Origin of the sequence: Paracandidimonas lactea, from assembly GCF_021653995.1 — a bacterium.
Lineage (GTDB): Bacteria > Pseudomonadota > Gammaproteobacteria > Burkholderiales > Burkholderiaceae_B > Allopusillimonas > Allopusillimonas lactea.
Genome location: NZ_JAJJOZ010000001.1, coordinates 733,943 through 746,833 on the forward strand (window position 1 = coordinate 733,943; position 12,891 = coordinate 746,833).

12 protein-coding genes are annotated in these 12,891 nt (G+C 62.2%); 6 read left to right on the plus strand and 6 right to left on the minus strand.

The genetic code is table 11. The features are described from left to right. Window positions 1-162: 162 nt before the first annotated feature. Window positions 163-861, minus strand: coding sequence for a phosphoribosylglycinamide formyltransferase (purN, locus tag LOL23_RS03410; RefSeq protein WP_255457230.1), 699 nt, complete (start codon window positions 859-861; stop codon window positions 163-165). A 47-nt stretch (window positions 862-908) separates the two neighbouring features. On the opposite strand from purN, the gene LOL23_RS03415 reads away from it, so the two are divergent. The 6 genes from LOL23_RS03415 (at window position 909) to dut (ending at window position 7,772) form a co-directional block, all read left to right on the plus strand. Then, a complete protein-coding gene (locus tag LOL23_RS03415; RefSeq protein ID WP_160981724.1) occupies window positions 909-1,886 on the plus strand; it encodes a bifunctional riboflavin kinase/FAD synthetase in 978 nt (325 codons plus the stop codon). Further along, a complete protein-coding gene (gene ileS / locus LOL23_RS03420; protein ID WP_160981726.1) occupies window positions 1,864-4,701 on the plus strand; it encodes an isoleucine--tRNA ligase in 2,838 nt (945 codons plus the stop codon). The genes LOL23_RS03415 and ileS overlap by 23 nt, the downstream gene beginning before the upstream one ends. Further along, complete coding sequence (gene lspA, locus LOL23_RS03425) at window positions 4,694-5,266, plus strand: signal peptidase II (RefSeq protein ID WP_160981728.1); 573 nt, start codon at window positions 4,694-4,696, stop codon at window positions 5,264-5,266. The genes ileS and lspA overlap by 8 nt, the downstream gene beginning before the upstream one ends. A gap of 28 nt (window positions 5,267-5,294) precedes the next feature. After that, entirely contained in the window at window positions 5,295-6,503 is a 1,209-nt protein-coding gene (gene coaBC / locus LOL23_RS03430) for a bifunctional phosphopantothenoylcysteine decarboxylase/phosphopantothenate--cysteine ligase CoaBC (RefSeq protein ID WP_237173152.1), read from the plus strand. 42 nt (window positions 6,504-6,545) lie between these two features. Next, window positions 6,546-7,178 carry a DedA family protein gene (locus LOL23_RS03435; RefSeq protein ID WP_160981732.1) on the plus strand — a complete coding sequence of 211 codons (633 nt, stop codon included), beginning with the start codon at window positions 6,546-6,548 and terminating at the stop codon, window positions 7,176-7,178. A 132-nt stretch (window positions 7,179-7,310) separates the two neighbouring features. After that, window positions 7,311-7,772 (plus strand): dUTP diphosphatase, encoded by a 462-nt coding sequence (gene dut, locus LOL23_RS03440; RefSeq protein WP_160981734.1) that lies wholly within the window; start codon window positions 7,311-7,313, stop codon window positions 7,770-7,772. A gap of 163 nt (window positions 7,773-7,935) precedes the next feature. Here dut and LOL23_RS03445 read toward each other — a convergent pair whose 3' ends face one another. From LOL23_RS03445 to LOL23_RS03465, 5 genes are all read right to left on the minus strand, one after another. Next, window positions 7,936-8,670, minus strand: a complete 735-nt coding sequence (locus LOL23_RS03445; protein ID WP_160981736.1) for an ABC transporter ATP-binding protein — start codon at window positions 8,668-8,670, stop codon at window positions 7,936-7,938. Continuing rightward, window positions 8,667-9,503 (minus strand): ABC transporter ATP-binding protein, encoded by an 837-nt coding sequence (locus LOL23_RS03450; RefSeq protein ID WP_439652064.1) that lies wholly within the window; start codon window positions 9,501-9,503, stop codon window positions 8,667-8,669. The genes LOL23_RS03445 and LOL23_RS03450 overlap by 4 nt, the downstream gene beginning before the upstream one ends. Further along, complete coding sequence (locus LOL23_RS03455) at window positions 9,500-10,606, minus strand: ABC transporter permease subunit (protein ID WP_160981738.1); 1,107 nt, start codon at window positions 10,604-10,606, stop codon at window positions 9,500-9,502. The genes LOL23_RS03450 and LOL23_RS03455 overlap by 4 nt, the downstream gene beginning before the upstream one ends. Continuing rightward, complete coding sequence (locus LOL23_RS03460; protein ID WP_160981739.1) at window positions 10,603-11,529, minus strand: branched-chain amino acid ABC transporter permease; 927 nt, start codon at window positions 11,527-11,529, stop codon at window positions 10,603-10,605. The genes LOL23_RS03455 and LOL23_RS03460 overlap by 4 nt, the downstream gene beginning before the upstream one ends. Before the next feature lie 142 nt (window positions 11,530-11,671). Continuing rightward, entirely contained in the window at window positions 11,672-12,829 is a 1,158-nt protein-coding gene (locus tag LOL23_RS03465; RefSeq protein WP_160981741.1) for a branched-chain amino acid ABC transporter substrate-binding protein, read from the minus strand. Window positions 12,830-12,891 lie beyond the last annotated feature (62 nt).

Genomic DNA, 12,891 nt, shown 5'->3' on the forward strand with positions numbered 1-12,891 from the left:
AAGCCGGATACGAGCGTTCGCCCTCACCCGTGGAGCGTCGCGGCGCTTCACGAGACGCGCGGCTGTCGCGGGCATCGCGGCGGTCGCGTGAGCCTGGAGCGGAGGAACGGGCTGCGCCCGGTTTGCCGGGCCGGGAGCCCTTGCGGGCGGGTTGACTGGCGCTCATGCGAGTTGTTCCGAGGAAAGGACGCCGGCAGGCGTCAGGACAAAAGACCGGCTGGCCACGCCACTGACGTGGACGCGCTGCAGGGCATCGAGCGACACGCGGCCCTCGGCCAGCCAGCGTACCACGTTGGCGTAGACACTGTGTTCCACACGCAACAGCCTTGCGGCAAGATCGTCTGGCGTGTCTTCTGCCAGCACAGGCACGATACCCTGCGCAAGCACCGGGCCGTGATCCAGAACAGGCGTAACGAAATGCACCGTGCAGCCATGCCACTGCACCCCTTGGGCCAGCGCCTGCTGGTGGGTGTGCAGGCCCGGAAACGCGGGCAGCAGGGACGGATGGATGTTGATGAGCCGGCCATTGAAGCGCTCGACAAAACCGGGGGTAAGCACTCGCATGAAACCCGCGAGCAGCACATAATCAGGCTGCCAGGCGTCGATGGCATCGGCCAGGGCGCTGTCGAAGGCCTCACGCGACGGGTACTGGCGATGCGGCACGACGACGGTTGGCAGGCCTTGTTGGGCGGCCCAGGCCAGGCCCGCCGCCTCCGGCTTGTTGGCAATGACCGCGCAGACCTGCGCGCCCACCCCGTCAAGCTGTGCCCGCTCCACGGCGTCGACGATCGATTGCATGTTGGATCCCCGGCCCGAAATCAGAATGACAAAGCGGCGGGGGGCGCTGAGATGTGCGTCCAAGACGAAAATTCCTGAGTAGATCAATACAAAATTGTAAACTCTCGGCTGTGAAAAACACTCTGACCCTCTATCGCACCCTGCCCCGCCACGATACACACTGCGCCAGCGCGGTCACTATCGGCAATTTTGATGGCGTGCACCGCGGGCACCAGGCTATCTTGCGGCGCATGCGCGAGCAGGCTGCGCAACGTGGGCTCGCTCCCACCGTAATGACGTTCCATCCGCATCCACGCGCCTTTTTTGCCGAGCGCGGCCAGCGTCCGGAACTCATCCCCACCCAGATCAGCAGCCTGCGCGACAAGCTGTGCGATCTTGCGGCTCACGGTGCCTGTCAAATCGTACTCAAGCGCTTCAATCAGGCACTGGCGGACATGTCCGCTGAAGACTTCATCGAGCAATTGCTGGTGCGCGGCCTTGCAGCCCGCTGGCTGCTTGTGGGCGAAGACTTCCGCTTCGGCCACAAGCGCAGCGGCGATATCGACCTGCTGCGCAAGGCCGGGCGCACGCTGGGCTTCGACGTGGAAACCGTGGCCGATGTCGAAGACCAGCACGGACACCGCATCTCCAGTTCCGAACTGCGCACTGCTCTGGCCGTTGGGCAACTGCAACACGCCGAGCACCTTCTGGGGCATACCTACCGCATTTCAGGCCACGTCATACACGGCCAGAAACTCGGCCGCAGTATCGGCTACCCAACGCTCAATATTGTGCCGCCCGCGCGCTGCGCTCTGCGGTCGGGCGTGTACGCGGTGCGCGCACACGGCCTGGGGCCTACGCCGCTCAATGGCGTAGCCAGCCTGGGCGTGCGGCCTACCGTCACTGAGGCCGGGCGCCTGCTGCTCGAAACCCACCTCTTCGACTGCCGCATCGATGCTTACGGTAAACTCATAAGCATTGAATTTCTCGCCTATTTGCGCGAAGAAGAAAAATTTCCGGATCTTCCCACAATGATCGCCGCCATCGACAACGATGCGCAGGGCGCTCGAGACTATTTCGCCTTCCATGGACTATCGAAACACCCTTAACCTGCCTGATTCACCCTTCCCCATGCGGGGAGACCTCGCCAAGCGCGAACCCGGCTGGATCGCCGATTGGGAAGAAAACAAGATTTACGCGGCCATCCGGGAGGCAAGCAAGGGGCGCCCAAAGTTTGTGCTGCATGATGGCCCGCCGTATGCCAACGGCGACATCCACATCGGCCACGCCGTCAACAAAATCCTGAAGGACATCATCGTCAAGAGCCGCAATATGGCGGGCTTTGACGCCGTGTATGTGCCCGGCTGGGATTGCCACGGCATGCCCATCGAAATCCAGATCGAAAAAAAGTACGGCAAGCACCTGCCGGTGGCCGAGGTACAGGCCAAGGCGCGGGCTTACGCGCTCGAGCAGATCGATCGCCAGCGCAAGGATTTCAAGCGCCTGGGCGTACTGGCCGACTGGGAAAAGCCCTACCTCACCATGAGCTACAGCAACGAGGCCGACGAGCTTCGCGTGCTGGCACGCATCCTCAAGAAGGGCTTTGTGTTCCGCGGCCTCAAGCCGGTGAACTGGTGTTTTGATTGCGGCTCGGCGCTGGCCGAAGCCGAAGTCGAGTACGCTGACCGCAAAGATCCGTCCATCCATACCGCTTTCGCCTTCGACGACAAGGCCAAGCTGGCTCAGGTGTTCGGCCTGCCCGAAGTCAGCGACGGCGCCATCGTGATCTGGACCACCACGCCCTGGACGATCCCGGCGAACCAAGCGCTCAACGTACACCCCGAACACGACTACTCGCTGGTGAGGCTCGACAAGCCGCGCGCCACCGGCTCCATGCTGCTGCTGGCCACCGAGCGCGTCAAAGACTGTCTTGAAGAATGGAAGCTGAGCGGCAAGGTGGTCGCCACAGTAAAGGGTGAAGCGCTGGCCAACCTTGCCTTCCGCCATCCGCTGTACAACGCGCACGAAGGCTACCGGCGGCTGTCGCCTATCTACGCAGGCGACTATGTCACGCTCGACTCGGGTACCGGCGTGGTGCACTCTGCGCCCGCCTACGGCGTGGAAGACTTCATCTCGTGCAAGGCGCACGGCCTGGACGACGCAGACATCCTCAACCCAGTGATGGGCGACGGCCACTATGCCGAAAGCCTGCCGCTGTTCGGCGGCATGTCGATCTGGAAAGCCAATCCTGTCATCATCGAGGCACTCAACGATGCAGGCGCGCTGCTTCATACCGAAATGGTGTCTCACAGCTACATGCATTGCTGGCGCCACAAGACGCCCGTGATTTACCGCGCCACCAGTCAATGGTTCGCCGGTATGGACCGCCAGCCCACAGAAGGCCGTACGCTGCGCGAGGCAGCGCTCGAGGGCGTGGACAACACCGAGTTCTACCCAGCCTGGGGCCGCGCGCGCCTGCACGCCATGATCGCCAACCGGCCCGACTGGACGCTCTCGCGCCAACGCCAATGGGGTGTGCCGATGGCCTTCTTCGTGCACAAAGAAACCGGCGCGCTGCATCCTCGCACAGTAGAGCTCCTCGAAGAAGTCGCACAGCGCGTCGAACAGCACGGCATCGAGGCCTGGCAATCGCTCGATCCGGCCGAATTGTTGGGCGACGAAGCCAGCCAGTACGAGAAAAACCGCGACACACTCGACGTATGGTTCGACTCCGGCAGCACCCATGCCACGGTATTGGGCGGCAAGGGCCACAACATGAAAGGCTCGCACGCCGATCTGCTGCAGTGGCCGGCCGACCTTTACCTGGAAGGCTCCGACCAGCACCGCGGATGGTTCCACTCATCGCTGCTGACCAGTTGCATGCTGTACGGCCGCCCGCCCTACAAGGCGCTGCTCACACATGGCTTCGTGGTCGATGGCCAGGGCCGCAAGATGAGCAAGTCGGTGGGCAATGTGGTCGCGCCGCAAAAGGTGTCCGACACGCTGGGTGCCGAGATCCTGCGCTTGTGGACGGCCGCTACCGATTATTCCGGCGAGCTGTCCATCTCCGACGAAATCCTCAAACGCGTGGTCGAAAGCTATCGCCGCATCCGCAACACGCTCAAGTTCCTGCTGGGCAATCTGCACGGCTTTGACGCATCCTCCGACACCGTCGACCCACAGCAGATGTTCGAGATCGACCGCTATGCACTGGCCATGACGGCGCAAATGCAGGCCGAGGTGCTCGATTGCTATCAACGCTACGAGTTCCATCCCGCAGTGGCGCGCCTGCAGATATTTTGCTCCGAAGACCTCGGCGCCTTCTATCTGGACATCCTTAAAGACCGGCTCTACACAACCGGGCAGAACAGCTTGGCGCGCCGCTCGGCCCAAACAGCCCTGTACCACATCACGCACAGCCTGCTGCGCCTGATGGCGCCCATCCTGTCGTTCACGGCAGAAGAAGCGTGGCGCAACCTGAACCAGGGCGCCTCGGTGCAAACCATCTTCACAGAGCTGTACCACACCCTGCCCGAGACGGTCGGCACGGATGCGCTGCTGGGCAAGTGGAAGCGCCTGCGCGAAATCCGCGCCGAAGCAATGCGCCGCATCGAAGAAGTGCGCACCCGCGGCGAAATCGGCTCATCCCTGGCAGCCGAACTCGACATCTATGCCGACGGCGATGATCACGCACTGCTGGCAAGCCTGAATGACGACTTGCGTTTTGTGCTGATTGTTTCGCGTGCGACAGTCCACAAGGCACCGGGAGAGTTGCGCATCGAGGTGCAGGCCACCAAGGCCACCAAGTGCGAGCGCTGCTGGCACCACCGCGACGACGTCGGCAGCGATCCCGCGCATCCAACGCTGTGCGGGCGTTGTGTCAGCAACCTTTTCGGCCAGGGCGAGCACCGCGAACATGCCTGATCACGGCCATCCGTCCTCCTCGCCGCCCGCTGTCGGTGCGGCACAAGGCGCGGCCCCCGCAAAGCCCGCGCGGGGCCGCTTCTGGGCTTGGTTGCTCACCGCGGCGCTTATCATCGTGGCCGACCAACTCACCAAGGTGTATTTCGATACACGTCTGGCCTATGGCGAACGCTGGCCCTTGCTGCCGTTTTTCGACTTCACCTTGCTGTACAACCCTGGTGCCGCTTTCAGCTTCCTGGCCAGCGGCGAAGGCTGGCAGCGTTGGTTCTTCACCGCCGTCGCCCTCGGTGCGACGGTGCTGATCCTGTATCTGCTGCGCCGCAATCCGCATCAACCACTCTTCTGCGCGGCGCTGGCCCTCATACTGGGCGGGGCTGTCGGCAATGTGATTGACCGCATCCAGCACGGCCATGTAATTGATTTTCTGCTATTTTATTGGCGCAACTGGTATTTTCCGGCTTTCAACGTGGCCGACATCGCCATCACGTGCGGTGCCATCCTGCTGATACTCGACGAACTGCTGCGCATGCGGCGCGAGCGGCGCGGCGCAGCCTCCCGCTCCTGAACCTATCGGCCTACGTGCCACCGTCTTCATGGCTGAACTTGCAAACAAACGTATCGTGTTGGGGTTGACGGGCGGCATTGCCTGCTACAAGGTTGCCGAGCTGCTGCGTCGGGCGCAGGACGAAGGTGCAACCTTCGACGTCGTCATGACGGATGCCGCTACAAAGTTCATTACACCGATCACCATGCAGGCCCTGTCAGGGAGCCCGGTTTACCTGGATGCCTGGGACAATCGCGTGCCGAACAACATGGCGCACATCAATCTAACCCGCGGCGCCGACGCCATATTGATCGCGCCCGCCAGCACAGATTTCATTGCCCGCCTGGCCAACGGCCTGGCCGACGACCTGCTCTCGACGCTGTGCGTAGCCAAAGGCGCCTGCCCTCTGCTTGTGGCCCCAGCCATGAACCGCGAAATGTGGCTGCACCCAGCAACCCAGCGAAATGCCGCCACCCTGCGCGGCGACGGCGCCACCATACTGGGCCCGGCCGAAGGAAGCCAGGCCTGCGGCGAAACCGGCAGCGGGCGCATGCTGGAACCGGCGGAACTACTGCATGAGTTGATCGCCTTCTTCCAGCCCAAGGTGCTGCACGGCCGACGGGTGCTCATCACCGCTGGGCCTACTTCCGAAGACATCGACCCCGTGCGCGTCATCACCAACCGCTCATCGGGAAAAATGGGCTATGCGATCGCCCGCGCGGCGCGCGAAGCCGGCGCCGATGTGGTACTGGTGTCGGGCCCCACTGCGCTTGACGCCCCCTATGGTGTGCCACGCATCAGCGTTCGCAGTGCACGCCAGATGCATGCCGCCGTCATGAACGAGGCAGGGATGGCAGACATTTTCATTTCTGTCGCAGCCGTTGCTGATTGGGGCGTCGCCAACCCCAGCGCCCATAAGCTCAAGAAGCAGGATGACGCGAAACCTCCCGTCATCGAATTTTCCGCCAACCCGGATATACTGGCGGAAGTGGCTGGCATGCAATCCGGCCCCTGGTGCGTGGGCTTTGCCGCCGAAACCGAAAACCTCAGCGCACACGCGCAGGCTAAGCGCGCGCGCAAGGGGGTTCCGTTGCTGGTGGGCAACCTGGCCCAGCACGCCATGGATGCCGACCACACCGAGCTCGTACTGTTCGACAACGCTGGCGAGCACGCGCTGCCGTCTCTCCCCAAGCTCGATGCCGCACGCGCGCTGGTGCGCGCCATCGCCGAACGCCTGCCCCGCAGCCCCAGGCCCTGAGGTGCGGCCATCGCAGCGCTTCTCGCCCCGATACGGAGCCCAATGGACCAATACCTGCCCCCGCTACTTACCTTCATCCAGGACAATCACGCATATGCCGGCCCCATTCTGGCGCTGCTTTGCCTGGGTGAATCCCTGCTCATTATCGGCCTGCTCATCCCCGCCTCGGTAGTCATGCTCGTCATGGGCGGGCTCGTCGGAGGCGGCATGGTAGAACCCGTGCCGGTACTGCTGTGGGGTATGGCTGGCGCCATAGTGGGCGACGCTATCTCCTATTTTATTGGCCTTTGGTTGGGGCCAACCCTTCTGAACAAATGGCCGCTGAAGCACCAGCGCCGTGCAGTGGCCCGTGCGCGCCTGTTATTCATGAAGCATGGCGCCAAGGCCGTGTTCGTGGGCCGCTTCATGGGGCCCCTGCGGGCTGTCGCGCCCACAGTGGCCGGCATGCTCAAGATGCGCCATTTGCGCTTCCAGCTCGCCAATATCGCCTCCGCGGTGGCCTGGCTGCCCATTATGCTGCTGCCCGGCTATCTCACGGGTCGTGGCATGCAAGCCATGGGCGGCAACATGAGCTTTAGTATTCTGCTCACCGGTGTGCTCTCCATCGTCATGGCCGTCTGGATCGGCAAGAGCATGCTGACCAAGCGCCGCACACCGGGCAAGCCAGGGCTTTGATCAAACGGGGGTACGAGCAGCCTGTCGGTCGCTCACTTGCGCGCTAATTGCACCGTGCCACCCCCTACACTTGCGCGCACCCGCTCTCCGGCGACATCCTCCTTCTCACACACAGCTATTGCGATTTATCCCATGCATCGAAGAATAGAAGCCCGTATCGTCAATCCGCTACTTGGCAATACAATCGCCACCCCCGAATATGCAACCGACGGCTCCGCAGCCATGGATTTGCGGGCATGCATCGACGCACCCGTCACGCTGGCGCCCGGCGGCCGCGCACTGGTCAAGACGGGGCTGGCAATCAATATGATGGACCCGGCCCTGGTGGCCATTGTGGCGTCGCGCTCGGGCTTGTCGCTCAAGCATGGCGTGCGGGTGGCACAGGGTATTGGTGTAATCGATGCTGATTATCACGGCGAAATCGGCGTGATCCTGGCCAACGACAGCCAGGAAGCCTATGTCGTGCAGCCGGGTGAACGCATCGCCCAGTTGATGTTCCAACCCGTCGTGCAGGTAAGCCTCCAGCTTGTGGAGGAGTTTTCCACCGAAACAGAACGCGGTGCCGGCGGCTTCGGCAGCACCGGCAAGCACTGACGCACCAATCGGGCGGCATCACATTCGCGTGCCCCCGGATTGCCAGATAGAGGGTTGCGCATCAAGCAGGCGCTTAAAGGCGAACGCCCGGCGACACACCGCAACGGCGGCGCTTACCAATACAATAGGGCCTGCCCGCAAAGCACCGCGAGACTGGCGCTGGTCAGGCAAGCGCTTCTTCGCCCAGATAAGCCGCCCTCACCTTGGGATCATGCAGCAAGCTCGCTGAGGGCGCCTGCAGGATAATATTGCCTGATTCCATCACATAGCCGCGCTGGCTCACTTCCAGCGCCAGGCGCGCGTTCTGCTCGATGAGCAGTATGGTGACGCCTTCGGCGGCGATGGCGCGCACCACCTCGAAGATTTTTTCCACCATCAAGGGCGCTAGCCCCATGGACGGTTCGTCCAACAACAAGAGGCGCGGGCGGGAAATCATGGCACGGCCCATGGCCAGCATTTGCTGCTCGCCGCCCGACAGCGTGCCGGCCGACTGGGCGCGCCGCTCCGCCAGGCGCGGGAACAGTTCGAACACATGCTCGGTATCGCGCCGGACAGCCGCCTGGTCGCGCCGACTGTACCCGCCCATGGCAAGGTTCTCGGCGATCGTCAACTGCCCGAAAATACCCCGCCCTTCGGGCACCATGACCAAGCCCTGTCGTACCAGTTGGAAAGATGGCTTGCCTTTGATGGATGTGCCGTCGTAAATGATATCGCCGCCCGCGACCGGCACCAGGCCGCAAATGGCCCGCAGGGTGGTGCTTTTGCCAGCGCCGTTTGCGCCGATCAGGCAGACCAGTTCACCCTTGCCCACCCGAAGATCGACGCCGCGCACGGCCCGAATGCCTCCGTAGGCGACTTCCAGCTGCCGTATATCGAGCAGCACATCGTGTTCATTCATGATGTTTCCTCATGGGCCGCCTCGGCCGCCCCCGTGCCCAGATAAGCCTCAATGACGCGCGGGTTGCGCTGCACGTCAGCCGGCTTGCCTTCGGCGAGTACCTTGCCGTATTCCAGCACCAGTACGCGATTGCACAAGCCCATCACGAGCTTCATGTCGTGCTCGATCAACAGCACCGTAACGCCGTCGTCGCGTATCTTCTCGATCAGGCGCCGCAATACCACGGTTTCGGAGGCATTCATGCCCGCTGCGGGCTCGTCCAGCGCCAATAACGCGGGATCCGTCGCCAGCGCTCGCGCGATCTCCAGCCGACGCTGATCGCCGTATGACAGCGAGCTGGCAACATCATTGGCGCGCTGCACAATGCCCACGTAGTCGAGCAACTCATAAGCGCGCTGTTCGATCGCCGCCTCTTCGCGCCGCGTGGCGCGGTTGCGCGCAACCGCGCCGAACACGCCGGCACGCGTTCGCACATGGCGGCCAATCATCACGTTTTCGATGGCACTAAGGTTGCCGAAGAGCCGAATGTTCTGAAAGGTGCGAGCGATGCCGACCGCGGCGATCTGGTGCGGCTTCAGGCGTGTGAGCTGATGGCCCAGGAAATTACACGTGCCCGACTCTGGCACATAGAGGCTGGTGAGCACATTGAACAGCGTGGTTTTACCCGCGCCGTTGGGGCCGATCAAGCCATAGATGTCGCCCTTGCAGATGGAAAAGCTGACCTCGGACAGCGCCTGCAGGCCGCCGAAACGCTTGCTGAGCTTATTGGCGACCAGCAGCAGTTCGGGCATGGAGCGCGCGTCGGGATTGGTGGTAGCGGTCGTCAGACTCATGCGTGCTCCTTGCCTGGACGCGCCAGTTCACGGCGACGCACAGCCGACGGCCATAGCCCCGCGGGCCGGAAGATCATTACCAGCACCAAGGCGAAACCGAACATCAGCATGCGTATGCCTTCGGGATCGAGCACAACATCACCAAAGACAGCTTGTTGCAGCGGCACCACCACGGCGCGCAGCACCTCGGGAAACACTGACAGCAGCAAGGCGCCCAGGATGACCCCCGGGATGTGCCCCATGCCGCCCAACACCACCATGCACAACACCGAAATGGACTCAGTGAGGCTGAAGCTTTCGGGGCTGACAAAGCCCTGCATCGAGGCGAACATTGCGCCTGCCACGCCGCCGAAGGTGGCGCCCATGGAGAAGGCCAGCAACTTGATATTGCGCGTATTGATGCCCATGGCCTTGGCCGCGATCTCGTCTTCGCGCACTGCCTCCCAGGCGCGCCCGATACGGGAATTCTGGAGGCGCACACAGATGAACACGATAGCCAATACGCAGAACAGCAACAGGTAGTAGTATTTTTCAGGCCCTGTGATGCGAAAACCGAAGATCTCCTGCGAGCGGCCGAACATGAACTCGCCAATCTTGAAGGTATCTACCCGGTTTATGCCCTGCGGTCCGTTGGTAATGTTGATGGGCGCATCCAGGTTGTTCATGAAGATACGCACAATTTCGCCGAACCCCAGCGTGACAATGGCGAGGTAGTCGCCGCGTAGCTTGAGCGTTGGCGCCCCAAGCAGCGCGCCGGCCACGGCCGCCAGCAACAGACCGGCCGGCAGTACCACCCAGAACGGCAGATGCAGGCCAAAGTGCGGCGAGGCCAGCAAGGCCCACACATAAGCGCCCACTGCGTAGAACGCAATGTAGCCAAGATCAAGTAGGCCGGCAAAGCCAACCACCACATTCAGACCCAAGGCCAGCATCACATACAGCAAGGCGAAATTGAGCGTGCGTATCCAGCTCTGCCCGACCAGGCCCAGCAAAAAGGGCAGCACGGCGAGCACGACGCCGAACGCGAAGATGCCCAACCACACCCGCGCAGGCGTACGCGGGCGAGATGCCGTATATACGCCGGCAATCGTATCCCGGTTCATGCGCGGTCCCCCACCCGTTCACCCAACAGCCCTGATGGCCGGAACACCAGCACCAGGATCAGCACGATGAAGGAGAAAACGTCTTGGTAATTGCTGCCGAATACACCATTGGTGAGGTCGCCGATATAGCCAGCGCCCAGCGATTCGATGATACCCAGCAGCAGGCCGCCCAGCATCGCACCGCCCAGATTACCGATACCTCCCAGCACGGCGGCAGTGAAGGCCTTCAGGCCAAGCATGAAGCCCATGGTGTACTGGGCGACACCGTAGTAGGTAGTGACCATGATGCCGGCCACCGCAGCCAAGGCCGAGCCTATCAGGAAGGCGGCGGAGATGACGGTGTTGATATTGACGCCCATCAGGCCTGCTACCTCGCGGTTCTGCGCGGTGGCGCGCATGGCGGTGCCAAGCCGCGTACGGTGCACGACCAGCAACAGGCCCGCCATGATAGTGGTGGCCGCCAGCATGATGAATATCTGCAGCAGGCTGATCCGCGCGCCGCCCAACTGGAATACCTGGGGCTGGATAATATGGGGGAAGTTAAGGTAGTTGCGACCCCAGATCATCATAGCCGCATTCTGGATAATGAATGACACGCCAATCGCGGTAATCAAGGCGGCCAGCCGAGGTGCGCGCCGCAAAGGCCTATAGGCGTAGCGCTCGGCCACCCAACCCAGCGCCATGCAGGCGGGTATTGCCGCCAGCAGCGCGGCACCGATGGCCATCCAGACTGGCATGGCGCCGTCGCCCACCAGGCTGAGTACCAGGGCGGTAGCGATCATGGCGCCCACCATGACGACGTCACCGTGTGCAAAATTGATCAGGCCTATGATGCCGTAGACCATGGTATAGCCCAAGGCAACCAGCGCATAGACGCTGCCGACAGTAAGGCCGTTGATGAGCTGTTGTAAAAGGATGTCCATGCCGGGTCACTTATTCCGGATACGTCGTGGAAACTTCGCGGATACATTGCGGATGCCGCGCGAAGCTCGCGAGATTACGTCGCGGGCGCCGCGGGGCCGGCTGGGGGGCCGGCCCGTCGCGCGCGGTGCGCAGCGCGAAATTTTACTTTGCGGCACTCACCATGGTCTTGACCATCTGCCACTTGCCGTCTTTGACTTCGTAAATGGTGACTGAAATTTCCTTCAGGTCGCCATTCTTGTCATAGGCGATATTGTCGCTGGTGGCGCCCGACCGTTTGAGCGCAGCGAGTTTGGGCAGATACTTGGAGGGCTTGGCCGACCCCGCTTCCTTCATGGCGGTAATCATGTTCCACGCACCGTCATACGCATAGGGCGCATACACGCCGGGATCTTTATTGAAGCGGGCTTTGTAGGCGGCGCTGAACTTCTCACCGGCGGCCATCTGTTGAAGCGGCACACCCGCCAGCGACGCATAGGTGCCGTTGGCAGCATCGCCCGCCAGCTTCAGGAAGGTGTCACTACGCGTCATTTCGCCCGAAACTAGCGGCGCTTTGATGCCCAACGTCATCATCTGCCGGCGCATCGGGCCCGACTGCGCATCCAGCCCGCCAAAGAAAATGGCATCCGGCTGTTTATCCTTGATGTTGGTAAGGATGGCGGTGAAGTCGGTGGATTTGTCAGTCGTGTATTCGCGCGCGATGATTTCACCGCCGTTGGCCTTGACAGCCGCCGCCACCTGGTCTGCCAGCCCCTGCCCGTAGGCGGTGCGATCATCGATCAGGGCAACTTTCTTCGCGTTCAGGTCTTTGACGATGAACTCCCCATCCGCCGCGCCCTGCTGAGTGTCGCTCGTCATCATGCGGAAGGTGTTGTCGTAGCCCTGTTGCGTGTATTCGGGCGACGTGGCCATCGCAATCTGCGGCAAGCCAGCGTCGTTGTAGATACGCGATGCGGGGATAGTGGTGCCTGAATTGAAGTGGCCAAGCACGCCATCGACGCCTTCGTCCACAATTTGCTGCGCCACTTGCACGGCGGTGCGTGGATCTGCCTGGTCATCGCGCGTCACGAGTTCAAACTTCGCGGTTTTGCCGTCAAGTTGAATGTTCTGCTTGTTGGCCTCTTCGAGCGCGAGCGTCAGCCCGTTTTTCATGTCTTCGCCATAGTGCGATTGCGGGCCGGTGAGCGGCGCCGCAAAGCCCAGCCGCACAGTGGTGGTTTGCGCGCCTGCGGCGCCCGCTGCCAGGCTGGCCGCCACAGCGGCCGCCGCCGCGAGCAGTTTGATTCCCTTGGTGGATTGCATAATGAGCTCCATTTTTCAAGTTTGACTTTTCGAGTCTGTGTAAAGCTGTTGAAAAACCCGGT